General features: G+C 61.7%; 23 protein-coding genes. 10 read left to right on the forward strand and 13 right to left on the reverse strand.

Annotated features, from left to right (window positions below):
- Positions 1–34: 34 nt before the first annotated feature.
- Positions 35–916, reverse strand: a complete 882-nt coding sequence (locus VKS22_07560; protein HLW70464.1) for an acetoacetate decarboxylase family protein — start codon at positions 914–916, stop codon at positions 35–37.
- 212 nt (positions 917–1,128) lie between these two features.
- Between VKS22_07560 and VKS22_07565 the strand changes: the two genes are divergently transcribed.
- Positions 1,129–2,109 carry an NAD-dependent epimerase/dehydratase family protein gene (locus VKS22_07565; GenBank protein HLW70465.1) on the forward strand — a complete coding sequence of 327 codons (981 nt, stop codon included), beginning with the start codon at positions 1,129–1,131 and terminating at the stop codon, positions 2,107–2,109.
- Here the strand turns inward: VKS22_07565 and VKS22_07570 are convergent.
- From VKS22_07570 to VKS22_07580, 3 genes are all read right to left on the reverse strand, one after another.
- Positions 2,106–3,143 (reverse strand): polyprenyl synthetase family protein, encoded by a 1,038-nt coding sequence (locus VKS22_07570; GenBank protein HLW70466.1) that lies wholly within the window; start codon positions 3,141–3,143, stop codon positions 2,106–2,108. The two genes, VKS22_07565 and VKS22_07570, sit on opposite strands and share 4 nt — an antisense overlap.
- Before the next feature lie 24 nt (positions 3,144–3,167).
- Positions 3,168–3,785, reverse strand: coding sequence for a hypothetical protein (locus tag VKS22_07575; protein ID HLW70467.1), 618 nt, complete (start codon positions 3,783–3,785; stop codon positions 3,168–3,170).
- Between the two features lie 136 nt (positions 3,786–3,921).
- Entirely contained in the window at positions 3,922–6,102 is a 2,181-nt protein-coding gene (locus VKS22_07580; protein ID HLW70468.1) for an NAD(P)-binding protein, read from the reverse strand.
- A gap of 116 nt (positions 6,103–6,218) precedes the next feature.
- Here VKS22_07580 and VKS22_07585 point away from each other — a divergent pair, with 116 nt between their 5' ends.
- Positions 6,219–6,740 (forward strand): universal stress protein, encoded by a 522-nt coding sequence (locus VKS22_07585; protein HLW70469.1) that lies wholly within the window; start codon positions 6,219–6,221, stop codon positions 6,738–6,740.
- A 17-nt stretch (positions 6,741–6,757) separates the two neighbouring features.
- Here VKS22_07585 and VKS22_07590 read toward each other — a convergent pair whose 3' ends face one another.
- Positions 6,758–7,579: an enoyl-CoA hydratase-related protein gene (locus tag VKS22_07590; protein HLW70470.1), complete on the reverse strand. Its 822-nt coding sequence runs from the start codon at positions 7,577–7,579 to the stop codon at positions 6,758–6,760.
- A gap of 183 nt (positions 7,580–7,762) precedes the next feature.
- Between VKS22_07590 and VKS22_07595 the strand changes: the two genes are divergently transcribed.
- Entirely contained in the window at positions 7,763–9,211 is a 1,449-nt protein-coding gene (locus VKS22_07595) for an MFS transporter (GenBank protein ID HLW70471.1), read from the forward strand.
- Positions 9,212–9,286: 75 nt separating this feature from the next.
- The gene (locus tag VKS22_07600; GenBank protein ID HLW70472.1) at positions 9,287–10,504 is read left to right on the forward strand and encodes a CaiB/BaiF CoA-transferase family protein; all 1,218 of its coding nucleotides are present in this window, start codon (positions 9,287–9,289) and stop codon (positions 10,502–10,504) included.
- Positions 10,505–10,559: 55 nt separating this feature from the next.
- Here VKS22_07600 and VKS22_07605 read toward each other — a convergent pair whose 3' ends face one another.
- Complete coding sequence (locus tag VKS22_07605; GenBank protein ID HLW70473.1) at positions 10,560–10,862, reverse strand: BrnA antitoxin family protein; 303 nt, start codon at positions 10,860–10,862, stop codon at positions 10,560–10,562.
- A 379-nt stretch (positions 10,863–11,241) separates the two neighbouring features.
- Positions 11,242–11,682: a MaoC family dehydratase N-terminal domain-containing protein gene (locus VKS22_07610; protein HLW70474.1), complete on the reverse strand. Its 441-nt coding sequence runs from the start codon at positions 11,680–11,682 to the stop codon at positions 11,242–11,244.
- 118 nt (positions 11,683–11,800) lie between these two features.
- Here VKS22_07610 and VKS22_07615 point away from each other — a divergent pair, with 118 nt between their 5' ends.
- Positions 11,801–12,676 carry an alpha/beta hydrolase gene (locus VKS22_07615; GenBank protein HLW70475.1) on the forward strand — a complete coding sequence of 292 codons (876 nt, stop codon included), beginning with the start codon at positions 11,801–11,803 and terminating at the stop codon, positions 12,674–12,676.
- 15 nt (positions 12,677–12,691) lie between these two features.
- Entirely contained in the window at positions 12,692–13,246 is a 555-nt protein-coding gene (locus VKS22_07620; GenBank protein HLW70476.1) for a carboxymuconolactone decarboxylase family protein, read from the forward strand.
- A gap of 26 nt (positions 13,247–13,272) precedes the next feature.
- On the opposite strand, the gene VKS22_07625 is transcribed toward VKS22_07620, so the two are convergent.
- Positions 13,273–14,295 carry a BMP family protein gene (locus VKS22_07625; protein HLW70477.1) on the reverse strand — a complete coding sequence of 341 codons (1,023 nt, stop codon included), beginning with the start codon at positions 14,293–14,295 and terminating at the stop codon, positions 13,273–13,275.
- 59 nt (positions 14,296–14,354) lie between these two features.
- Positions 14,355–15,002: a 7-cyano-7-deazaguanine synthase gene (locus tag VKS22_07630; GenBank protein HLW70478.1), complete on the reverse strand. Its 648-nt coding sequence runs from the start codon at positions 15,000–15,002 to the stop codon at positions 14,355–14,357.
- A 195-nt stretch (positions 15,003–15,197) separates the two neighbouring features.
- Between VKS22_07630 and VKS22_07635 the strand changes: the two genes are divergently transcribed.
- A complete protein-coding gene (locus tag VKS22_07635) occupies positions 15,198–15,968 on the forward strand; it encodes a class I SAM-dependent methyltransferase (protein ID HLW70479.1) in 771 nt (256 codons plus the stop codon).
- Positions 15,969–16,109: 141 nt separating this feature from the next.
- Here the strand turns inward: VKS22_07635 and VKS22_07640 are convergent, their stop codons facing one another.
- Both VKS22_07640 and VKS22_07645 read right to left on the reverse strand, forming a co-directional pair.
- Entirely contained in the window at positions 16,110–17,414 is a 1,305-nt protein-coding gene (locus VKS22_07640) for a DUF1329 domain-containing protein (GenBank protein HLW70480.1), read from the reverse strand.
- Positions 17,415–17,932: 518 nt separating this feature from the next.
- Positions 17,933–18,646: a hypothetical protein gene (locus VKS22_07645; GenBank protein ID HLW70481.1), complete on the reverse strand. Its 714-nt coding sequence runs from the start codon at positions 18,644–18,646 to the stop codon at positions 17,933–17,935.
- A gap of 275 nt (positions 18,647–18,921) precedes the next feature.
- Between VKS22_07645 and VKS22_07650 the strand changes: the two genes are divergently transcribed.
- Both VKS22_07650 and VKS22_07655 read left to right on the forward strand, forming a co-directional pair.
- The gene (locus VKS22_07650) at positions 18,922–19,449 is read left to right on the forward strand and encodes a MarR family transcriptional regulator (protein HLW70482.1); all 528 of its coding nucleotides are present in this window, start codon (positions 18,922–18,924) and stop codon (positions 19,447–19,449) included.
- Positions 19,450–19,551: 102 nt separating this feature from the next.
- Positions 19,552–20,550 carry an LLM class flavin-dependent oxidoreductase gene (locus VKS22_07655; protein ID HLW70483.1) on the forward strand — a complete coding sequence of 333 codons (999 nt, stop codon included), beginning with the start codon at positions 19,552–19,554 and terminating at the stop codon, positions 20,548–20,550.
- A gap of 65 nt (positions 20,551–20,615) precedes the next feature.
- On the opposite strand, the gene VKS22_07660 is transcribed toward VKS22_07655, so the two are convergent.
- The gene (locus VKS22_07660; protein HLW70484.1) at positions 20,616–21,029 is read right to left on the reverse strand and encodes a DUF1634 domain-containing protein; all 414 of its coding nucleotides are present in this window, start codon (positions 21,027–21,029) and stop codon (positions 20,616–20,618) included.
- 23 nt (positions 21,030–21,052) lie between these two features.
- On the reverse strand, positions 21,053–21,880 hold the full coding sequence (locus VKS22_07665) for a sulfite exporter TauE/SafE family protein (protein ID HLW70485.1): 828 nt from the start codon (positions 21,878–21,880) through the stop codon (positions 21,053–21,055).
- Positions 21,881–22,010: 130 nt separating this feature from the next.
- Between VKS22_07665 and VKS22_07670 the strand changes: the two genes are divergently transcribed.
- Complete coding sequence (locus VKS22_07670) at positions 22,011–23,474, forward strand: mechanosensitive ion channel family protein (GenBank protein HLW70486.1); 1,464 nt, start codon at positions 22,011–22,013, stop codon at positions 23,472–23,474.
- The last annotated feature ends 61 nt before the right edge of the window (positions 23,475–23,535 follow it).

Consider the following 23,535-nt stretch of genomic DNA (forward strand, 5'->3'; position numbering starts at 1 on the left):
CTCTTTATTACCGTCAACCCGTCCGCGACAACCGTCACCCGTGCCACAATACCCGCCCGTGCTCCACCTTGAAGTTGGTGCGGACGCGGTAGCCCGGTGACTTGCTGGTCGGCGGCAATCCAAGCTCCTTGACGATCGGATGGCTATCAAGGTGCTTGAGTTTAATCTCGTAGAGATGAGTCAACGGATCGATTTCAGCCGGCGGACCAAAGAGCCCGTAGTCGGCGGTGGCGATTTCATGCAAGCACGCCGGCGCCAGGTTGCCCTTTTGGCGATCGCTGATTGCACGGAATTGTTTGTGAAAGATCTCCGTAACGCCCTCTCCCGACCAACTCTCGAGCAGGTAACCAACCTCACCCAGCCCGCCGACCAGATCCATAATCGAGACCAACGGATTCGGAGCCTGCTGCTTGCGTTTGATCCGGATCAGCCCCGGATGCATATCCCAAAACTGGTCGTTCAGATTGCCGCCGAAGGTGTCGAGGTCAAACGCCACCGGTTCCGGCGATGAGTTGATTTCAATCTTGCCGAAAGTCTTGGCGTAGCCGAACACCTCGCGGCCGCCCGTCATCGAGTTCGGGTTATCGACCCAAACAAAGGGCGAAAAGAGCGCCGGAAAGCTGGCGTCGGCGGTTTCGACAAGGACCGGCACGTGCAAAAGAACATTTTTCTCCTTTACACCCGGGCCTCCGACAACGCCCGAGACTTTTTTGATTGCGCCGAAAATCAGAATTATGTACGGATCGAGCGCACGACACTTGACCGCGCCGCCCGAGGGTTGATCGAATACCCTTTTGCACAGACGGTTCAGCGCTTTGAGGTCAGCCAAGATAGCGAAGACATAGAGATCCGCCCCGATACAAACGATCGGCGCCGCCGCGGTCATAATCGGACCGTACTGAATATATGGTATCATCGCCAGACTGAGACCATCTTGATTCTTGCGAGCATACCATGACTCAATCAAGTCAAAAATTGCTCGGCAGTCCTCTCCTTTTACTACAATAAAGGCGTTAAGTTGGATCGAACAATTGTTCAATTCGGGTGAACAAATGTCCCCCTGATGGATTTATTAACCCGCGGCGTGCAGACCGCAATCGAAAATCTGACCTCAGCGGGCGGCACTCCATGAAAATCCTGGTCCTCGGCGTGACCGGCCATATAGGCAGCGCCGTAACCCGCGAGTTGTTGACGCGGGGCCATGCGGTCACTGGCGTCGCCCGACGACCTCGCGCGCGCGCGAACCTTGACGGGCTTTCGATATCCTACGTGCGCGGCGATATAGACGATTTCTCGGCTGATCTTAATTCGTGGATGCGCGGCCACGACGCCGTCGTCGACGCGGCTGCGCCGTATCCAGTCGCGCTACCGCGCGATGCGAACGCCGCGGATCTCGTGCGCGACGCGACGACGCGCACGCAAAGATTACTGCGTGCAGCCCGACGCCATCGCGCGCCCATTGCCTACGTCAGCTCGTTCGGCACTCTGCCGCAGCGCCGCATCGGTTTGGACCGCTGGGCGACCGATCTGATGCAACGACTGCACCCCTATTTCGCCGTCAAAAGCGCGATCGAAAACATGCTGCTCGAGGCGGCGCGAGACGGACAGCCGGTGGTCGTCGTAAACCCCACCGGATGCCTCGGGCCGTGGGACTTGAAGCCGCGCGAGCGCTGTTTCGTGCCCGCGCTGCTGCGCGGTGAGATGCCCGCGGCGACCAATCAGATGCTTAACGTAATCGACGTTCGTGACGTTGCGATCGGGCTGGTGAACGCGCTGGAAGCAGAAGTTTACGGCACCCCGATCGCGCTCGTTGGCCACAACATCTCGAACGAGATTCTCTTCCGCTGGATTTGCGAGATCGGCAACGTCAAGCCGCCGCCCTTCACCGCACCCAGCGGCGCCGCAGTAGTCGCAACCTATTTGAGCGAAGTGGCGCTCGGCGCGATCGGCGTCGAACCACCGCTGCCCGCGCTAATTGCGATGCTCACCTATATCCACGGTTATCTGGCGCCCAGCGCCGCCCAAGTCGATCTCGGTCTCGTTCCCCGGCCACTCTCCCGCACGCTGCTGGAAACGATCGAGTGGTATCGCGCGATCGGCTACTGCTAGCTGCGCTCGATCACCCACAGCGCCATCGCTTCGATAAAACGCTTGTCCCGCGAATCGGGAATGCCCCGGTAGATGCGCGAGAATTCGTGCAGCGCGGCCCCCGCCAGCTCTTCCGCCAGCGCCTGCGCATAATCGATACAGCAGTACTTATCGATCAGTGTGCGCATCCGCGACACCTGGCGCGAGGTGCGTGCGATTCGCGGTCCGCGCAGAATCCTGGTCACCTCCGCCTGCTCGTCCGCCGTCGCCTGATCGAGCAGACGAATCAGCATTAGGGTACGCTTGCCCTCGAGCAGGTCGCCGTTGAGTTCCTTGCCGTAGTGCCTGCCGGGTGAAAGGTTCAGGAGATCATCGCGGATCTGGAATGCCGCGCCCAGAAAAAAACCGAAGCGGACAAACGGCTCCAGATCGAGCGTCCCGCGCGATCCGATCAGCGCGCCGGCGCGCATCGGAAAAATCGTCGCCAGCCAGCAGGTCTTCTTCAAGACCATTTCGAGGTAGTCGGCCGCCCTCAGCAGCCCATTCGACTCCTCGCGCCAACCCAACTCCAGGGCCTGGCCCTCCGCCGATTCCCGCGCCATCCGCTCGGATTCTTCCATCATCCGCGCGGCCAGTTCGTCGCCGAGGATCTGCCGATTGCGCATCAACGGCCGCATACTCATCAGCAGCAAACGATCGCCTGCGTTCAATGCCAGTGGAATTCCGTGGATGACATGCAACGCCGGTCGTCCGCGGCGGCGTTCACTGCCGTCCTCGATATCGTCGTGAATCAGCAGCGCGTTATGCAGCAGTTCGATTGCCAGCGCGGTGGGTAGCGCCATTGCGGGTTCTGCGCCGAAAACACGCGCCGTCGCGATACACAAACTCGGGCGCATCATCTTGCCCGCGCGCAGAGGGTAGTCCGCAACCAGATCGTACAGGTAGCGACGGGGTTCGCCCGCCTCGGCCAGATATGCGCGCAGCGCGCCGACGGTCAGCGCGCCATATTCGGCGAGCGTCGTCTCGACGACCTTCAATGCGGCCGGTGGCATCATCGCGGACGCGCCGATGCGGGCAATTTACCGGCCGATGCGGACACTCACGACGCCCTGCGGCTCTCCCGAAACTCGCTCCACGAGCAGGCCGCAATAAACCCCGGCGGGCTGCTCATCCGGAATGCGAATCTGCAACCTCGCCGGTTTACCGCCCTTGGCCGGCGCGAAGGTTACTGCGGTCACGGCTCTGACTCTACCATTACCTCCCTCCAAGCCCCGCGTCATCAGCCGCAGGCGCTCGGCCGCCGCCCGCAACTCGCATGATACTGCCGCATAGCGCTTCGAGCTTACTCCGATCACAACTCGCGCCGCCGCAGGAACAAAACCATTGCTATTCGCAATCGCGCCCGTCGGATTCATCGCACCCAGTATCTGCGTAAAATTCTGCGCCCCGAGATTATTGAATAACTCGCCGACCACCGGCGTCAGGTCGGACAGCGATCGGAAAATGCGCGCCAACATCTGTGTTACGTCTTCGTTCCGCGGCATCGATTTTTTGCCCGTACGATCTTTCTCGTATTGCGCGGCGATCGCGCGCGCCTGACGGATATGTTTCTCGATCACCGCGTACCCCAGGCGCGCGCCGTCGGCTGCAGCGCCGTCGGCTACGTTGTCGTCAATCTTCGGCTCCTCGACCGCCATGCTCCGGGCTCCGGCGAGCGCGGCGACGGGACCCCCGGAGGCGCCGTTGCGCAAAACCCGCGGCCACGCGCGTAGAGGATCGGTTCGCGCTGGTTGCGGCCGCCGGATTCTTTCATCCCGTTGCCCGACGGGGCTCTTACGGGTGGTCATAACCGATGATCTCCTCCAGCGCCGGCGCGGCCGCGATCGCGTGCGCGGCCAGCCGACCCGAAATAAAAGCTGATTCCACGCATCCGACGTTGAGTCCGCAACTCGTCCAATCCCCGGCAATAGTCAGATTGTCATAAGTATAGTCCAGTGGCGAAATGCGATACTCCGTACTGCCCGGCAGCGATAGTACATAGCGGTCCGACGGATTAACATTCGCGGTCCAGAATTGACTGGTAAAGCGCGCCGCCCCATGCTTACCGCTTCCTGCCGCGGTCTCCGCGGCATCGATCAACAGCTCCCAGCGAAACCCGCCGCTGGCATGAACCGCGTTCGGCAAAATATCGCCGCCATGACGGTTGAGCCAGCGCACGGCCTCCCGCCGCACTTGCGCGCTGGATGCTGACGCATAACTCGAATCTCTACGCCCGCGCGATTGCGCAGACTCGTGCATCGCGCCGCAGGAATAAACGATCGCGCGCGGCCGGCAAGGCCAGTCCTCCTGCACCGCCAGATGGCGCATGTCGGCCCACGTATCGAAGGGCTTGGCGTAACCGGACATCGTCGTCGGCAGCTCCTTCCATCCCAGCGTTTCCATATCTTCACGCAGCCATATTTGAAACGCCTGGGTCGGAATCGTTTTCACCCGCTGCACCATCGCCCGCCAGCGTTGATCACGCGCGAGGATCGCCTTGCAGACGTGTGGGATCGCGCCAAGCCCGATCGCCAGCACGACCAGGTCGAAATCCTCGCCGACGCGCAGAGTTTTGCGCCCGGCGCGCGGCTCCTCCCAGTGCGATTCAAAGTCGCAACTCTCGGCGCGCAGCCGTTCGCCATCGCGCAATTGATCATAGTCGGGCCGCGACGGCCAGCAGGGCAGCCCGCGCCGATCGATCAGCGGCTGATACTCAAGGCCGTCTTTGATCTCAGCCTGAACGTCGAAGTCGAGCGTCGTCACGTGCGCCGCGCCGCGCGCATCGTCACCAAGCTCCACCTTACGCAGGCGATGGAAAAATCTGAAATGGACACCGCGCTTTCTCAACACTTCGTAAAATGGCGCAAAGACCACGTCACCCATCCCCGCCTGCATCTTCCACATCATCGCGCCGCGATAGGTGAAGAACATCCGCAGGCAAGCGCGCAACCCCAGTCCGGCGGCCATCCGCGGCCGCCGCGGATGGCCATCTTCATAGGCCATCGCAAGATCGTACAGCCCGCGCATCATGTCGGAGTTGACCGAGTGTTGCGCGGCGCCGTTGAGCCGCAGCCACTCCCGCGTGTCGTAGTCATTGAGGGCGTCAAAGCCGCGCGGATCGTTGAGCAGATTGAAGCGCAGCACGCCGCGCTGAAAGGCGAGCAGCAGATCGATCACTTCCCACACCGGCCGAAGGTCGGGATCGGATTCGGCGATCGCGTTGAACTGCCGATGCAGACTCTCGGCCATCGCTTCGATCAGTGCGAGCAGGCCGTCCGGCAACGTAATCGACGCCGTTTTGAAGATGAGCTCGATAAAGCGCGCGGCGCTGATCAGCCCGGTCACCGTGGTTAGTGCACCATACTTCAATAATCGCGGAAGGATTGCGCCAAGGTCATCATAGAGGCCGCGAGCAGCCGGCGATTCGCTGGACGACGTCGCGCCGCTATCAGACTCACCGGCGTCGTCTGCCGTCGGCGCGCTGCCCAGCAGCGTCTGCATCAGCATCGCCGTGCGCACCATATAGCTCGCGAGCGTAAACGGGTTGTAGCCGCTAAGAGGATCGCCCGGCAGGCCGTCGCCCGGAGGGAAGTGCACCGACCAACTGCGACCGCGTTCGCCGGAGTGCGCGCCGCCGACGCCGATGAACGGCTCGGCGACGAAGGCGTCGCGCCAGTCCGCCATCGGATGAGTGCGCGGATCGCGCCCCAACTCCGCGTAGCATTCGCGCAGCAGGCGAAAGGCATTCTCGTAAAAGCCCATCCAGAGATGCAGCCCGTGCTCCTCGATACGGTTGGCGACGCCGCGGCCCGAAGCGCCCTTGCCCCCGAGCCGCCACCCCAGTTGATACACAGTCACGTGATACTTGCCGCGATGCTGCGGGCGGCTCAGCTCAAACGCCGCGGCAATCCCGCCGCAGCCGCCGCCCACGACCGCGACTTCGATTGGGCGCTGATCACGCGCACGCTTTTTCATTTTCGGGCGTTGTCAAGACACGTGCGCGTCATGCGCCAATCGGATGCTGGTAGCATGGCGCAGACCTCGCGGCCAGCCCTCCATACGCATCAAGAACAGCTCCTCCACGTGCTCGCTTGCAGCGCAAGGCGCATACGGCGTATCTTCGCTACGTGCCGACCTTCACCAAGATCCTCGCACCCACCGATTTTTCCGACGACTCGAAATTGGCGCTCACCTATGCGATCGAACTGGCGCTGAGGTTCAGCGCCGAGATCATCGTGATGCACGTCGATCAACCGCTATCGCCGGTGATGATCGGCGACCTCAGCCCGGGGCTCGACATGGGCACCGTCAACCGGATCGCGGAAGAGCAGCGTCTGATGGCGTTGAAGGAACTCGATCAGGTGACCGCGCGCTTGCGCGAGACCGGGGTCAAGGCGCGCAGCCTCATGCGCGTCGGCGCGCCCTTCCTCGAAATCATCAGCGGCGCGCAGAGCGAAGGCGCCGACTTGATCGTGATGGGCACGCACGGACGCACCGGCCTGGTGCACGTTCTGATGGGCAGCGTCGCCGAGCGCGTGGTTAACAAAGCGCACTGCCCGGTGCTGACGATTCGCCATCCCGACCGCAAGTTCAAGCATCCACTCGACAAGTAATCACCCAGGTCGGGCGCTTACTTTCCGGTGAAGCGCGGCGTGCGCTTCTCCATGTAGGCCTTGATGCCCTCCTTGAAATCTTCCGAATGCAGCATCTCCACCGCGGCTTGATCGTCATCCGTCGTCGCGGTCGCCAAATCGGTAAAGAGATGGCCATAGATCAGCCGTTTGACCTTCGAGACGCCCAGCGGTGTGCATTGAGTCGCGATCTGACTGGCCAGCGCGCGCGCCGCCGGCATCAATTCCGCGTCAGCGACCACCTTATTGATTAGCCCCATCTGACGCCCTTCGGCAGCGTCGATTAGGCGTCCGGTGACCGCCAGGTCCATCGCGTTCGCGATCCCAACGATGCGTGGCAGCATCCACGACGCGCCGAACTCAATCGCGAGGCCGCGCTGCGTGAAAATCAGTCCCATCCGCGCTTTATCGGAAGCGACCCGCAGGTCGCAGTAGAGCGAATTCGCAAAGCCCATCCCCACCGCAGCGCCATTGATCGCGCCGATGACCGGCTTCTTCAACGCCATCATCCACGAGAAGCGTCCGCGGAAATTGGGATCCAGATCCTCGGTGCCGGCGAGCGGCCGCCCCACTCCCGCAAGTTGATCGGTGTTGCCCTGCGCCAGACTGTTGAGGTTTTCCATATCGGCGCCCGCACAAAACGCCCGGCCCGCACCGGTCAGGATGATCGCGCCGATCGCCGGGTCCGCGTCCGCATCGAGCATCGCGGTCCGCGCCTCGGCACCCATGCGCATCGTCCAGGCATTCAAGCGCTCCGGCCGGTTGTAACTCACGACCGCCACGCGATCCGACTTTTCGTAAATGATCTCTTTGAATTCCATCAGCAAATCCTCCCGGGTCCCGACGCCTTCTAATCAAAGCATTCGGCGGCGCGAGCCGCCAGCGCTGCGACTGTTCCTAGCGCCGCCGGATGCGTAATATGCAAACTTCGCGCACGGCGAGCGGCGAATTGTCCTACCGGCTAATCCCGGCGGCTGCGCCAGCCCGATCTCGTGCGTCACTTGATGAACGTCACCCGACTCTCGCCATCAGCCGCCAACATCGTCGTTCCTACCATCGTCGGCTGCGCGCTCTTTATGCAGACGCTCGATTCGACCGTGATCGCGACGGCGCTGCCGGTTATCGCGCGCTCGATGGGCCAGAACCCCATTCGCCTAAACCTTGCCATCACCTCGTATCTGCTCAGCCTTGCGGTCTTCATTCCAATCAGCGGATGGGTGGCGGATCGCTTCGGCGCGCGCACGGTGTTTCGCGCGGCGATTGCAGTGTTCACTCTGGGTTCGATCTTTTGCGGCCTCTCCTCAACCTTGATGGAGCTCGTTCTCGCCCGCGTGCTGCAGGGCTTTGGCGGCGCCATGATGGTGCCCGTCGGCCGCCTCGTCGTCCTGCGCATCGTGCCGAAATCCGGGCTCGTCGACGCGATGTCATGGCTCACCATCCCGGCAGTGCTCGGGCCGGTCTTCGGACCGCCGGTCGGCGGCTTCATCGTGACTTACAGTTCCTGGCGCTGGATTTTTTTCATGAATGTGCCGATCGCGATCATGGGCGTCATTCTCGTGACGCTCTATATCCCGGACATCAGAGAGGACGAAGCCGTCCCGCTCGATTTTCGCGGCTTCGTCCTGACCGGATTGGGGCTCGCCGGGCTGGTCTTCGGCTTCGAGACGATCGGGCGCGGGATGCTGCCGGCCGGCCTGGTGACGGCGGTGATGACGATCGGCGGTCTATGCGCGGCGCTCTATTTTCTACATTCGCGCCGAATCACTAATCCGATAGTCGATCTGAAACTGATGCGCATCCACACCTTCGCCGCCTCAGTGCTGGGCGGCGGTCTCGCCCGGATGGGCATCGGCGCGCTGCCATTCCTGCTCGCGATGCTGCTGCAAATCGTCTTCGGGCTCACGCCCTTTGCCTCGGGCCTGATCACCTTCACCAGCGCCGTCGGCGCGCTGACGATGAAGTTCACCGTCAGCCCGATTGTTCGCCGCTTCGGTTTCCGATCGGTGTTGATCGGCAACGGCGTCATCAGCGGATTGCTCCTCGTCAGCTACGCCGCCTTCCGGCCAGGCTTTCCGACCACTCTCATGATCGCAACTCTGCTCGCGGGCGGCTTCTTCCGCTCGTTGCAGTTCACCGCGCTCAACACCGTCGCCTACGCCGATATCACGCTGCCGCTGATGAGCGGGGCGAGCACGCTCTCGAGTATGGCCCAGCAGCTTTTCTTGAGTCTCGGCGTCACTGTCGCCGCGCTGACCCTGCATGTGAGCCTGGCGTTCCGCGGCGCTTCGACCCTGTCGGCCAACGATTTCGCTGCGGCGTTCGTAGTAATCGGGATCCTGTCGCTGGCCTCGACCCTGTTCTTCGTCCCGCTCGAATATCACGCCGGCGCCGAGGTCAGCGGCCATCAGCCTGCCCCGGCGCTCGCCGACGACGTGATCGCTCAAGCCGACTGATGACGCACCCGCCGCTTGCGAAACCTGCAACCCTGTTTGAGACTATGCTGATGTCGGCGACGGGAGCTAAGCTGAATGGATAATGGCAACGTACTTTCCGGGATTCGCGTAATCGACTGCGGCACCTACGTCGCCGGCCCGGCGGCCGCAACCGTGATGTCGGACTTCGGCGCCGACGTCGTCAAAATTGAGCGCCCCGGCGGCGGCGATCTCTTCAGGCTGTTCTCGCGTCTGCCCGGCAACGCCACCGCCGAGCTCGACTGGTGCTGGACCTTGACCAGCCGCAACAAGCGCAGCGTCGCGATCGATTTCGCCAATCCCGCCGGTCGCGACGCGATCCTTCGCCTGGTCAAAACCTCGGACGTCTTCGTGACCAATTACCAGCGTCAGTTACTGCGCAAATTCTCACTGAATTACGATGACCTCAGCACCGTCAATCCCCGGCTCATCTATGCGCATCTCACCGGCTACGGCGACGCCGGCGACGATTGCGACGATCCGAGCTTCGACGCCCTCGCCTACTGGGCGCGCTCCGGCCTGATGCGCACCGTGACCGGTCTCGACGGCACCCCTGGCTCCCCTCGTCCCGGGATGGGCGATCATCCCACCGCGATGTCATTGTTCGCCGCGGTGATGCTCGGGCTCTACCGCCGCGAACGCACCGGCAAGGGAATGCGCGTCACGACCTCGCTGATGGCGAGCGGGGCCTGGGCCAACGGCTGCGACATCCAGGCGAAGCTGTGCGACGCGGTTTTCCCTGAGCGCGGCGCCGACAAGCATCCGCCGAATCCGCTCGCAGCAGTTTACTTGAGCCGCGACCAAAAGATGTTTCTGCTGGTTCTCATCGATCCGGACAATGAATTCCCGCGGCTGTGTGGCGACGTCTTCGGTCAGCCGGAACTCGCCACCAGCGAACTCTTTTCCACCAACTCGGCGCGCGGCGAGAATGCCGCGTCGCTCTACGCCATCCTGCAAGCGCAATTCGAGGCTCGCGACCTTGCCGAATGGCGAGCAGTTTTCAAGCAATTCGATATCAAGTGGTCCGCGCTGCCGACGCGCGACGAAGCGGTCGCCGATCCGCAGATGCGCGCCTCGGGCGCGATCGTCAAGATGCAAGGCGGAAAGCTGGAAACCGTCAACAGCCCAGTCTTCATTTCCGGCGTTGAGAAGCAAACACCTCGGATGGCCCCGGCGCTCGGAGAACATACGCGCGAGGTCCTGCACGAGCTCGGCTACGCCGACCCCGAAATCGACTCGATGATCAAATCCGGCGCCGTCACCGCAACGCCCTGAGCCGCACAAAGCTCGCCATACGCGGCGCGGCATTATAAAAGAGGCGCCTCCACGACTACCTTGAGCGCTGTGGCATGTGTTGCCGCAGCACTTCATTAATACGTGTCTGCCAGCCTTTACCCGCGCGGCGGTAGGCTGCCAGCACGTCTGCGTCCATTCGGAGCGTCTGATTGACCTTCTTGTCCGGCTTTAGCGGTCTGCCGCGACCTCGACGCATCAACTCCTGCGTCGCCTTTGCGCCAATAAATTCCGGGAGAATTTTTGCCGCTGGCCGCGCCCTCGCGAAATCTTCTTGAGTCCATTCCGGATTGTCTTCGTCGGGGCGCGAGGCCCGATTATCCGGGATCTTTTTTGCCATATCGCCTTACCTCTCGCGTGTTTGCCCGCCGGAAGCTGATCACATGCAAATCCTCGCCGCGGGGCGTCACAACTGCCGCATGTAATCGCCCAGCAAGACGGGCCATTACGCGCAAGCGGGTCTCGCCGTAATCGCGACGCGTATCCTCTGCCACAATTGCCGTGTCCCAATCGAGCTCAGTCACCCGCTCGAATGACAGCCCACGCTCGGCAATGTTCCGGGCGTTCTTGGCTGAATCGAACGTGATCCGCATGCAATTTATCGCTACAGCATAAATTATAGCGGAGCCAAGAATTATTTGCTGAAAAAACCTCTTCGGGATGCTTAACAGCCGCTCGACAGGTCATCCGCTCATCCTCAACGTGCTGCGCTGCGAGTTCTACTTGCGGCTGGTGAAGCGATGGTCGAGGCGCGTGACGATCGCGCCGTCCTGATTGGTCAAGGTCGAGCGGATCACCGTAAAGACCATCACGCCGCTGCGCCCGGTCTTTTCATAGATTTCCGTGACTGCGGATGAGATCGTGATCGTATCCTCGGCCCGGATCGGCGCGAGGAATTCCAGCTCCATCGAGGCCAGCAGCCGCCGCTCACTGGGCGGTAGATGATCGAAGATGTCTTCAGCGGCGCGAAAACTGCCCGAGACCGACAGCGGCGCGACGATCACACCATACGGTCCGCGCCGGGCAAACTCCGCGTCGAGATGGAGCGGATTGGTCTCGCCGACCGCCGCGCAGAAGTCCGCGATCATCTCGGCGGTCACTCGCACCGGTGCGCTCGCCGCGAAAACCTTCCCAATCAGCTCGCTTGCGAAATCCGCCATCTCCAAATCTATGCGACCGCGCAATTGCGATCAGCGATTATTGATTCCTTGACGGGAACCGGCGCTTGAGCGCAGCCTTGATCACAATTCAGCCGCGCCCGCGAAGGAGCATACCATCATGGCTGCAAGCGCAAACAATCGCTACGAGATCGACATTACCGACGTCGAATATCTGCGGCACAACGGCAAGCCCCTACTCGCGCGCCTGTTCAAACCGCGCGGCGCCGGTCCGTTCCCGATCATCGTCGAGGTCCATGGCGGCGCCTGGTGCCTGATGGATCGCACGCACGATGCCGCGGTCAACGAACCGCTCGCGCGCAGCGGCGTCATCGTTGTCGCGCTGGATTTCCGGATGCCGCCCGAGGCGATGTATCCGGCCTCCATGGCGGACATCAATTACGGTATCCGGTGGGTCAAAAGCCATGCGGCCTCGATGGGTGGAAGTCCGGCGCGAGTCGGCGTGATGGGCAGTTCGAGCGGCGGCCATCAGGCGATGCTCGCGGCGATGCGCCCGCGCGATACGCGCTATGCGTCGATCCCGCTCAACACGGAGGGTCCGCAACCTGACGCCACCGTGAATTGCGTTGTGATGCTCTGGCCGGTGATCGACCCACTCGGCCGTTACCAGTACGCCAAACAACTGAAAGCCGCGGCCGAGCCTGCTCCGCAGTTCGTCGATCTCGTGCTCCCTCTCCATGACAAATATTGGCGGAGCGAAGCCGAGATGGCCGAGGGCAATCCGACCCGAGCGCTTGAGCGTGGCGAGCCGGCCGAGTTCCCGCCTGCACTCTACGTCCAGGGCTTACTCGATCAGGCGCATCCGCGGCCGCACCTCGAGCGCTTTGTCGCGGAGTATCGGAAAGCCGGCGGACATCTCGAACTCGCGATGTTTGAGGGTGAGGCCGAGGGCTTCATCGTCCGCCGCCCCGAAGCGCCCGAATCGATCCGCGCGATCGCAACAATCATCGATTTCGTCCACGCGCAAAACTGCTAAAGGAGATCTCTTCGCATGGCGCTGCTGCCCTATCTCGACGAACGCGACGCCTCACCCGAGGTGCTGAAAATTCTCCAGCGCCCACTGGTGCTCAATGTGCAGCGGATGACGGCGCACGCGCAGCAGCTATTCCCGGCGCGGAGCCGATTGAGCAACGCGCTGATGACGCGCATCGTCCTCGATTCGCGGCTGCGCGAAATCGCAATCCTGCGCACCGCCAAAGTTTGCCGATCAGTGTACGAATGGACGCAGCATGTGCCGCCCGCGAAGCATGTCGGCGTGACCGACGCTCAAATCGCCGCGATCGACAATTGGCCGGCCGCCGATTGTTTCAGCGAGCTCGAGCGGCTCGTCCTGCGATTCACCGACGAGGTCAATGCAAACGTCAAAGGAACGCGCGCTACGCTCGAGGGCCTGAAACACCATCTGAGCCCCGCAGAGATCATCGAGTTGCTGATCATCATCGGCCACTGGCGGCAAACCGCGAGCATCCTCGAGACTCTCGAAGTTGACCTCGACGAATTCGCCGGCAAGGTCAACATCCTCGACAGCTTGGAAAAGCTTCCGTGAACAGGCGGAGTCAGCATAAAGAAAACTCACGAGCCGCCCGCGAGCGCCTGGCCGCTGATGAATTCCTGCTCGACTCTGCGCGCACGCTCGAGCGCGAAGCCCGGGATGTGCGATTCGAGCTTCGGATTCAGGACCAGATTTACCATCCCGTCTTTCATCCCGAATTCGAGCATCCCCGGATGGAACTGCTTCGCTTTCACCTCCTGCGCGATCTTAAGGAAGGCCAGCGGCGTCGAGGTCACGGCGCTCGCCAAGACCACGTCCGGCGCGACGTTGTTCTGATTGTTGAACGCCCCGAACGCGAACACATGCGTCTGCTGCGCCGCCTCGAAGACGCCGAGGCCCGCGGCGTCCGCGTTATGGATCAGGACGTCCGCACCCTGGCTGACTTGCGCGAGCGCGGCCTCTTTAGCCGCGCCGATATCGTCAAAGTTTCCCGTGTAACTGATTAGCACTCGCCCCTTCGGTTGAACCGAAAGAAATCCGCGCTTGAAGCCCTCGAAGGTCATCCGGATCGATGGCAGTTCGATTCCACCGATCGCGCCGGCCACTCCGCTCTTCGACACGCCGCCGGCCAGTACGCCTTCGACGTAAGTTGCCTCATCGACGTTGAAGGTCAGCGACGCGACATTACTCGACGACGCCGCACCGGAACTGACGATAAAGTAAGAGTTCGGAAAGCTGCTCGCGACTTTAAGCGCCTCATCGCTGTACTCGAAGCCGTGCGCGAAGATGAGGTCGAAGCCGCGCGAGGCAAAGTCGCGAAAGGCATCATCGAAGTCCGCCGGCGAGCGCGTCTGCACCATCGCAGTCTCGGCGCCAAGCCGCTGCTTGATTAGTTGCAGGCCGTCGAACGCCGCGGCGTTCCAGCCGCCATCGCTGACCGGCCCGGGCGTAAGCAACGCCACCCGAAACCCTGGCGCCGCAACGGGAACTGTGGCTGCAGACCGGCAGGCGCTGATTATGGCGATCTGCACGATCGCGAAGATCAGCAGAGCGCCCAGCCGCACAAATCCCCAACGCGGGAGACCGCGCTGTGCCCAGTTCATAACTTCTTTCACTTGTCTGAAATTTGCGAGCCCTCGCGTCGGGCCGCAACGATTGCCCTTCAGGCCGCGTAGTTCGTGGGATCCCGTACTTCCGCAGTTTGAAAACCGCGTTGACGCTCGCGGCATTTATTGCAATTGCCGCAGTGATGAGCGCCGCGCGGCGACATACAACTCAGCGTCAAGTCGAACGGCAGATGTGTGAAGCGCCGAATAATCTCTTCCTTATGAACAGTCCTGTAGGGCGCGGTCACATGCAGACGATGACCCAAACCGAGGCTCAACGCACGCGCGAAGTCTTGAAAAAATTCGAGCGTTGCGTCGGGAAAAGGATTTCCGCCCAAAGAGCCAATCGCCAGATGAGAAATCTCGTGCGTGCTGCACCAAACCGCGGCCAACGCGATCAGTAAAATGTTGCGGCCCGGCAAGAATACCGATTCGTCCGGCTCATCGACTCCGGGCACATCGCGGCCCGTCATGCTCCAGTGATCGCCGTACATGTTCGCCGTCGGCGCGGAAAGCGTCACCACCGGCGCGACGTTAGGGCTTTTGAGCGCGCGCAAAAACACTTCCAATGCTTCACGCTCGCCCGCTTCCCACGCCAGACCGCATTCCACATAGATCGGATAGACCTGCGCGTTGCGGGCTTCGTCGGCCAGCAGGATCGAGCTGTCCAAGCCGCCACTTGCGAGAATCGCAATCTTGTCCAAGCTACACCTTTTGCAATGGTTAACAGGTCCCGGGCGTCCAGAGTTCCGGAACCTCGACGTGCGTGACGACCTACCCGTGATGACGGATTATTCCTTCGATGCGCGAACCGCCCGACGCAAATCATCCCGCACCGGATGGTGTAGAATACTCCCTTTTGTTAGTGTTGCCGAGCGCCCCTGCCTGATTCAAATATTATGACCACTTCAAGCTCCGCCTGGTACGTAGACTTTTTCCGCAATGATTACCTCAGCGTATACGGCCATCTGTTTACTACCGAGCGCGCCGAAAAAGAGACGGTTTTCGTCGCAGAGGTGCTCGAGCTTAAGCCTGGCGCCCGCGTGCTCGATCTATGCTGCGGGCCGGGCCGCCACGCTTTGTCGCTGGCGCAGCGCGGCTTTCGCGTAACCGGCCTCGACCTCAATCAAGCCTATCTCGACGCGGCCCAGCGCGCCGCCAAAGCCGCCAAACTTAATCTCGAAACGGTGGCCGCCGACATGCGCGAGATCCCCTTTGCGGATTCCTTCGACGCGATCGTCAACATGTACTCTTCCTTCGGCTACCTCGAATCCGAAGCTGACGATGCACGCGTGCTGCAATCCGTCGCTCGCGCCAGCAAACCCGGCGGCCGCTTCCTCCTCGACATGCTCAACCGCGAATGGGCCGTCGCCAACTACATCCCGCACGATTGGCATTCCGGCGCCGACGGCACGCTCTATGTCGAGCGCCGCGAGCTCGATCTCGCAAGCAGCCGGATGCACGTAAGTTTCACCATCATCGATCCCGACGGCGGCCGGCGTGATTCGGTGGGTCACCATATCCGCCTCTACTCGCTCACCGAGACTACCCGATTGCTCGAGCAAGCCGGCCTTGACGTGACCGGCGTCTTCGGCGGTTTCGAGGGCGAGCCCTATGCGATCGCGACGCGCCGCATGATCATCTGCGCGCGAAAACGGCCGCCGGCCTAATGTAATTTCTCCAGGGCGTCAGCCCTGTTCGCGCTTGCCGCTCGTATCGATCATTCGGACAGATAGAGTCCGATAATCCCGCCAAACAAAAAGCGGCGCGCGATCGCGCGCCGCCCTCTGTCTCACTCGCGCACGCCGACGTTAGCGCATCAGTTGCTGCAACCCGCCCGGCGTCGAATACTTGGCCACGTCGTTGAATTGCCCAGGCACCTGCGAATCGTAAAGGATCGGTATCCCGCCTTTGTTGAAGGTCGTCACGTAACTGACGTGCTCGTTTTGCACGTCGAAGAAATTCTCGATGATGCCGCCGAAATTCGGCTGCATCCCGTATTTCTCGTAGGGCGCCTCCGCGCCCGCTTCAAACATCACCTTCCACAGTTTCTGATTGCTGTCGTAGATGTCTTCGGCCAGCGTCTGGTAGTACTGCCGGTCGATATACATGATGCGGCTGCCGTAGCAGTAGCCGGGATTCAACGCGGGCACGCGCCGCACATCAATCACGTCGGCGGGGCGCACTTCCCAGTTGCCCCAGGAAGGCTTCGGCCAGCCCAGCACCCCGTCATACTCACCCGGAAATTGCGACGCAACCTTGGAGTTGACGTCCCATAGCGTCAGGATCGGCGCTTCCCGCCGGAACGCGCCTTCGAATTTGCCGACCCCGCCATTCCAGCCGACCCGCTGATCATCCTTGATCAAGTCGCTGCCCAGCAGCGGCGCGCAGCGCGCCGCCGACGACAGGCGCAACGAGCGGCGCAGCGCCGGCACGAACGCGTAGTCGTCCTCATCCTTCAGGTTATCCTGCCAGAAGATCGTCAACACCGCGGTGTAGCGGGACTGCTCCGGCTGTTCCACCATCAGCCATTCGGTGTACCAGCCGCCGTTCGCCAACGGATCGGTCTGCGGCACCCCCGGCTTCCAGTTGTACGCCAACTGCCGATAGAGCGCGTCGACGACCTCGAGGTTCCAGTTGCCGTAGCGGTCCTTTGTATAGAAGGCTCCGGCATTGCCCAGATCGACAAAGACCGCGGTCAAATAGCCCTGCATCCGATAGGTCACATTCGCCGCGATTTCGGTCCCCTTGTCGGGCCCCTTCGGGTCGGGAAACGGCGTGCCGGCGATGTAGTTTTGCAGCAAAAAGCGTCCGTCGGCCTGCTTCACCAGGCGGGTCTGACCGCCATATTTTTCAGTCGCGTCCATGTAGGGTTGCGGCAGGCTCCACTTATGCGGCGCGCCGACGTGGATTTCAACATCATCCGGCATCTTCCAGAAGCCGCTCCCCTGCCAGAAATATTGTTCGCCGGCCGAGAAGCAATCCTTGTACTGCTGCCAGTTTTTCTGCGTGATCACCGTCCCCGACGCCGGATTACATTGAGCGTGCGTTTCCTCACCACACCACGCGAAAATGGCGAGCATCAGGATCAATATGGTTAGGTGTTTGCGTGCCATGCTGTTTGACCCTCCTTCAGCGCATCGTGCAACTGCCTCATCTCTCAATTGCTCAACTACGTAGGCCATGTCAACTCCCCATTGCTCAACTTCGTAGGTCATGTCAACTGCTTGTTTAGCTTTTGATCTCATCCTGATAGCGCACGGCGGATTTCACTAATCGCAAGACGCGAACAACGCGCGAGCCGGCAGTGTCTCTCCGACGGCATCCGAACAAGCTATCTCCTCTTGAAGCGTGGGATAGACCAGGATTGCGATCCGAACCATCGAACTCCTCCTCCTGGGGAGGCCGTTTCGCACCACCCCTCTCCAAGAATGCCGCCGCGGCCAGCCACGAGGTTGCACCGACCAACACCCCGAGCACAAATCCGATTACAACCAGTATCATGACTTACTCCCTTCGCGATCGAGGCCGGGGGAAATCACGGCTTTGCAGAGTTGAAATACCCTCTGAGTCGCTGACTGACGCCACACGCTTCAGCGCCTCGCCCACCGCTCCCGCTGCGCATCCGACGACCTCAGAAGCGCCAATTAATCGGCCGTATGGCGTCCGGCGTATAGCAACAAAGCCAGCCGGTCTTGATCCGCCGGTCGAGATGGCAGCCGAGTTCCGGACTGAACTCCGCGACGCGCTCGATCGCGAGCCGGATGCTGCGGGTAACGTTGACTCGCGCCCGCTCGATTGGCGCGCCCGCAACCCGAGGACGACCCCCGATGCCGAAAGCCCGGCTGAGCTCACGTCGCAGCGCCTCGACCTCTTCCTCGATCCGTCGAGCGCGCAGGACATCATCGTGCGCCTCTGCGACTTCGCGGGCTTCCCGCAGCTCCAAAAGGCGGTGCTCGTAGGCCGACTTCGCCTGCCGGTCAAGTAGCGGGCCGGCGTCCCCAAACGTCCGCAACACCTCGCCGACCGGCCGCCATTGAATTCCGCCACCAGCCCCGCGGTCTTCACCAGTGACGGTCTCCGGCCGGCGCTCGCTTAAGTTCATCAGCTCGAGGACGCAAATCTCGTTGCCCGGACTCCGCAAGAGACTGGCTATGTAACGCAAGCCCTTGCGATCTTTGAGCAGGGCCTGATGCTCCCGCAGGCCGACGCTCCAGTATTCGCCGTTGCCGCGGAAGCTCGCCTCCGCAGCCGCTGGTTCTGCCGCCGCGCGCTTAGCCAGCCGTTGATCCGGCCCGATCGGGTCGGCAGCCGACTGCCTTTTGTGGTTCGCCGCTACAAGTTTCATCGATGATTACCCTCCATCAATAACTTTCTTTCAAAAACATATTACAAATCTAATTAAGAAAGCAAGAAATGAAAGATAAACCAAAGACATAAATGCCAAAAATTGTTAAGTTAAAGAAAAGTCTGCTCAGCCTCCGTCAGTCGCTTGCATACCTTGCTTTCGCGTTTATGTTTGTGTTAAAGACATTAAGACATGGAAGGATTAGACCTATGGCCGCTAGTGAGCGTTCAAGTCGTAACCATCGGCCCCGCGCGTCGGCCCCGGAGGCTGCCCTCATGACCGTCAGCCGCCCCGAACTCCTGGTGAATGGCTCCGATGCGGAATTCCGCACCCTGATTCATCGTCTGATGTCCTTCTCCCGCTGCATCAACGCCATCCGCGACGGCTTCGGCTCGCTCGCCGGAATCAGCGGTGTGCAATACGAAATCCTGATGTGGGTCGGACGCCTGCAAGGCGCCGACGGCATCACCGTCGGCGAGGTCAGCACCGCGATGCGGCAAAGCGGGGCCTTCACCACGATTGAGACCGGCAAACTCGTGGAGAAAGGCTTGCTCGAAAAATCCGCCGATCTTAAAGACCGGCGGCGGGTCCGGCTGCGCATTACCGACGCCGGCCGCGATCTTCTCAGTTCACTGGTGGTCTATCAGCGCCGCGTCAACGACACGCTGTTCGGCAGCATCAAGGCGGACGAACTCGGCGAGTTGAGCGGCACCCTGCGCGAGCTTTTGCCCTGCGCCGATCAGGCCGCTAATCTGATGCAGTTCATCCTCAAGCAGGGCTCAGCGGACGCGGCAATTCAGTAAGTCTGCGCGCCGCGAGCGCTTCAAGAGTTCCAGATTTTCCCTTGATCGTCGGCAGCCGCGTGACGTCAACAAATCCGGGTTAGCCGAGAGGAGATCCCACCGATGCGCTTTGGCCTGACGACCGACTTTCGCAACCGCCCGGGCTCCGGCAAGAGCACCGCCCACGTCTACGCCGAGATTATCGAGCATTTCACCTGGGCCGAGTCGCTCGGCTTCGACGCCGCCTACGTCTTCGAGCATCATTTCACTGACGACGACTACATGCCGTCGCCGATGCTCGCGGCGACCGCGATCGCTGCGCGCACGCAGCGGATGCGCGTAGGGCCCGACATCGCCATCCTGCCGCTTTACGATCCGGTGCGGATGGCCGAGGACGGCGCGGTGCTCGATGTTATCTCGAATGGCCGTCTCGATTTCGGCGTTGGGCTCGGCTACCGCTCGCAGGAGTACGCGGGTTACGGCCTGGACATCAACCGCAAAGGCGCGCGCGCCAACGAGGCGCTGCAGATCATCCGGCGGTTATGGCAGGGCGAGACCGTCACCTTCCACGGCAAGCATTTTCACGTCGATGGCGCCACGCTTTCGCCGCGGCCGGTGCAACAACCCAACCCTCCCATATGGGTAGGCGGCTTCAGCCGCGCCGCCGCTCGCCGCGCCGCCAGGTATGGCGACGGCTACATCGGACCCTCGAATCGGGCGGTCTACGACATGTACCTCGAGGAGCTGCGCACGGCGGGCAAGGATCCCGCTCATGCCCGCGTGATGGGTGGTGAGTTGTGGTTGATCGTCGCGGAGGATCCCGATCGGACTTTCGCAATCTACGCGCCCCATCTCGTCTACTGGTTCAACGCCTACGCACGCTGGTTTGAAGGGACCGATACCGGTCCCTGGCCGCACATCGATAACCCCTCGCAACTGCGCGAGCTCGGTCTGGTCAACGTCCTGACGCCGGAAGCCGCGGTCAGCTTGATCAAGCAGCGCGTCGCCGAAGTCCCGATAGAGATGTACACGATGATGCTCTCTCCGCCCGGCCTCGCGATGAGCACGGTCGAGGAGAGCCTCGAACTGTTCGCCAAAAAGGTCATTCCGCACTTCAAATAAGCCGGCCGATCTCACGTCCTAGAAGGGCCTGAGTCGTTGGCGTAATAGATGAACTCGCGCTCGCGCTAACCAACCTTGCCGAGCAGGACGCCGGCGATCAGTCCGGCGAGCACATAGCCGGTGAGCATCACGTAGGTGAAGTCGCGCTGCTTCATGAACAGGATCAGGCAGAACGCAACGCGGGCGAGCGGCACGAGGGTCAATGCGTAGAGGCCCAGCGTCAAAATCGCGTGAGGTTGGCCAGCGAGCATATTCGACCACAGACCGATGACGGTTTCCCGCCCGAACAGGTGCCCAGCCTGAGCCTGATTGTAACGGCTGACGAAGTAGCCCGGCTCCGCCACCGCAGTCAGAATCAGCCCGCCACTCAGAAGCGCGATCGCGACGAGCAGGATGGTCCGCAGCAGCATCGGCGTCCAGCGCCGCAAAATCTTGTTTTCGACCTCGTTAAGCTCGCGTCTGTGTTCTTCTGACCGCATAATTCAGAGTCCTCGGTCCTCGCTCAGATTCCGCTCAGTGCGCGCCAGCCCATCTCGGCGGCAATCAGAATCAGGATAACCACAAACACGATCCGCAACGGTTCAACCCTCAGATGCGGTAGCAGGCGGCTGCCGGTCACCGCGCCGGCAGTGACCCCCAACGCGACCGGCGCCGCCAGCGTCGTCGCGATGTCGCCGCGCGAAAGAAAGACCAGTGCGCCCGCGCCGGCCGTCACCCCAATCATGAAATTGCTCGTCGCGCTCGAAACCTTGAGCGGGATATGCATGACGTAGTCCATCGCCATCACTTTGAGCGCGCCCGAGCCGATCCCGAGCAGCCCCGACATCAGCCCCGCCACCACCATCAGCGCCGCTCCGCCGCCAACGTGCACCACCTCGTAATGCACTGGCTGACCGGTGTTATCGATCGTTTCGCCCGCCAGTTCGAGCCGCGACGACAACCGATCGCCTTTGGTTATGATCTCGTCGCCGCCCTTTCTGATCGTAAAGTACGCCGACTGCAGCATCATTGCCGCAAACAGCACCTCGAGCGCCGCGGTTGGTACGACTCCCGCCAGGTAGGCGCCGATCACCGCACCGGTCACGGTCGCGCACTCGAGCGTCATCGCGACCTTGAGGTTGGTCCAGCCATCGCGCACAAAGGCCACGCTCGCGCCGGCGCTCGTCGCCACCACTGAGATGAGGCTGGCGCCGATCGCGACCCGCATTGGCATTTTGGCGACCATCACCAGCGCCGGCACAATGAAGACTCCGCCGCCCAGACCCGAGATCGCGCCGACGAAGCCTGCGCCGGCCGCCAGCGCGATCAATTCGACCAAAATTATAAGCACTCGCTATCCTTTTCCCTTCGCCGACTACGATTACTTGTCCGCTCCGCACTTTCATGGTTCTTCCCTGCGCCAGGTGAGTCTATAATACCAGGCAAAGCATGGCTGACCTTGAGCGAAAATTGAACGGCTTATGCACGCATCTTTGAGCCAGATCATCGAGCCCGCCCTCGAGGGCCTGCTGGCGCTTGCCGCCGCGCTCTCCGCCGTGGCCTTCCGGCGTCGCACCCGCGTGTTCACGCCGTCGGGTTTTATCATGCTGGCGGTCGGCCTGATGCTCAACTTGCTGACGCCACACGGCGCCCAAACTACCACCTGGTCACCTTACCTGCGGGTCGCCGCGATCACGCTAATCTGCTGCGGTGTCATTCGCCTGATTCTCGAAAGCGTCGAGATCTGGATGCGCCGCCGGCACATGCACGTCTCCACCATCGCAACCGAATTCATCCTGACGCTGTCGTATGCCGCAACGCTGCTGATCGTCTCGCGGATGATCCTGAACTTTGATATTCGGCAACTCGTCGCGCTGCCGGCGCTGTTCACGCTCGTGGGCGCCTGGCTGCAGCATCGCGATTTGTTCAGCGGCCTCCTGATCCAGAGCCAACGGCCATTCCGGCCCGGCGATTGGGTGCGCATCGGCGATCACGTCGGCCAGGTCCAGGAAACCGGATGGCAGGCGACGCGCATCCTGACCCGCACGCGCGAGAGCGTGACAATTCCGAGCAACGCCCTGGCCAAGGATTTGTTCATTAATTACTCGGTGGTACGCCCGGTCGCCGACGAGATTTTTCTCGATCTCGGTTTTGCCGAAGCGCCCGGCGCGATCGAGACTGCGGTGCGGGCGCTGCTCGCCGACGTGCCCGATGTCGTGAAGGATCCGCCCCCCGAAGTCGGCCCCTGCGAATACACCGATGGAGCCGTTCGCTACCGCATCCGCTACTGGTTGACCGACTATGGTCGGCAGGAGATCGTTCGCGCCCGCATCATTCGCAGTCTGTGGTATGTCTTGCGCCGTCACCGTCTCGCCCCACCAACTCATCCCGTCGCGCCTTCGCATCCCAGTTTCGATAGTGTCGCCGAACCCCGCCTGATGGAAGAACTACGCCGCGTCGATCTGCTCAAGGAGCTCTCCGACGCCGATCTGCGCATCATCCTGCCGTCGATCAAAGTTGCTGACTACGGACGCGGCGAAGTCCTGATTCGCCAGGGCGAAGTCGGCGATCGCTTCTTTATTCTCCGCCGCGGCACGGCCGAGGCCGTCGACGAGGGTTCTAACGGCCGCGGGCCCATCGTGGTCGGCTTCATTGAACATAGTTCCGAAAGAAACTTTTTCGGCGAGATGGCCTTGCTCAAGGGTGAGCCGCGCAACGCGACGATCCGCGCCGCGACCGACGTCGAGGTGCTCGAAATCGAACGCACCGGCCTCACCCACCTGTTCCGTGCGAATCCGGAGATTGCTCAGGGCATCGCGCGCATCGCCGCGGCGCGCGAGCAAGAAAACCTCGCGCATACCTCCGCGGCGCACAATTCTCCGGCCAGCGTAATCGAGCGCCAAAGCAGAACCTTTCAGACCATGCGCCGCATCTTCGACTTCTAAGCCGTCACCTTATGACTGAGGAGTAGGCCGTTGCTACTGCTCCCGCCGAAACCCAAAGTTA

Source organism: Candidatus Binataceae bacterium (assembly GCA_035308025.1).
Classification (GTDB): domain Bacteria; phylum Desulfobacterota; class Binatia; order Binatales; family Binataceae; genus JAJPHI01.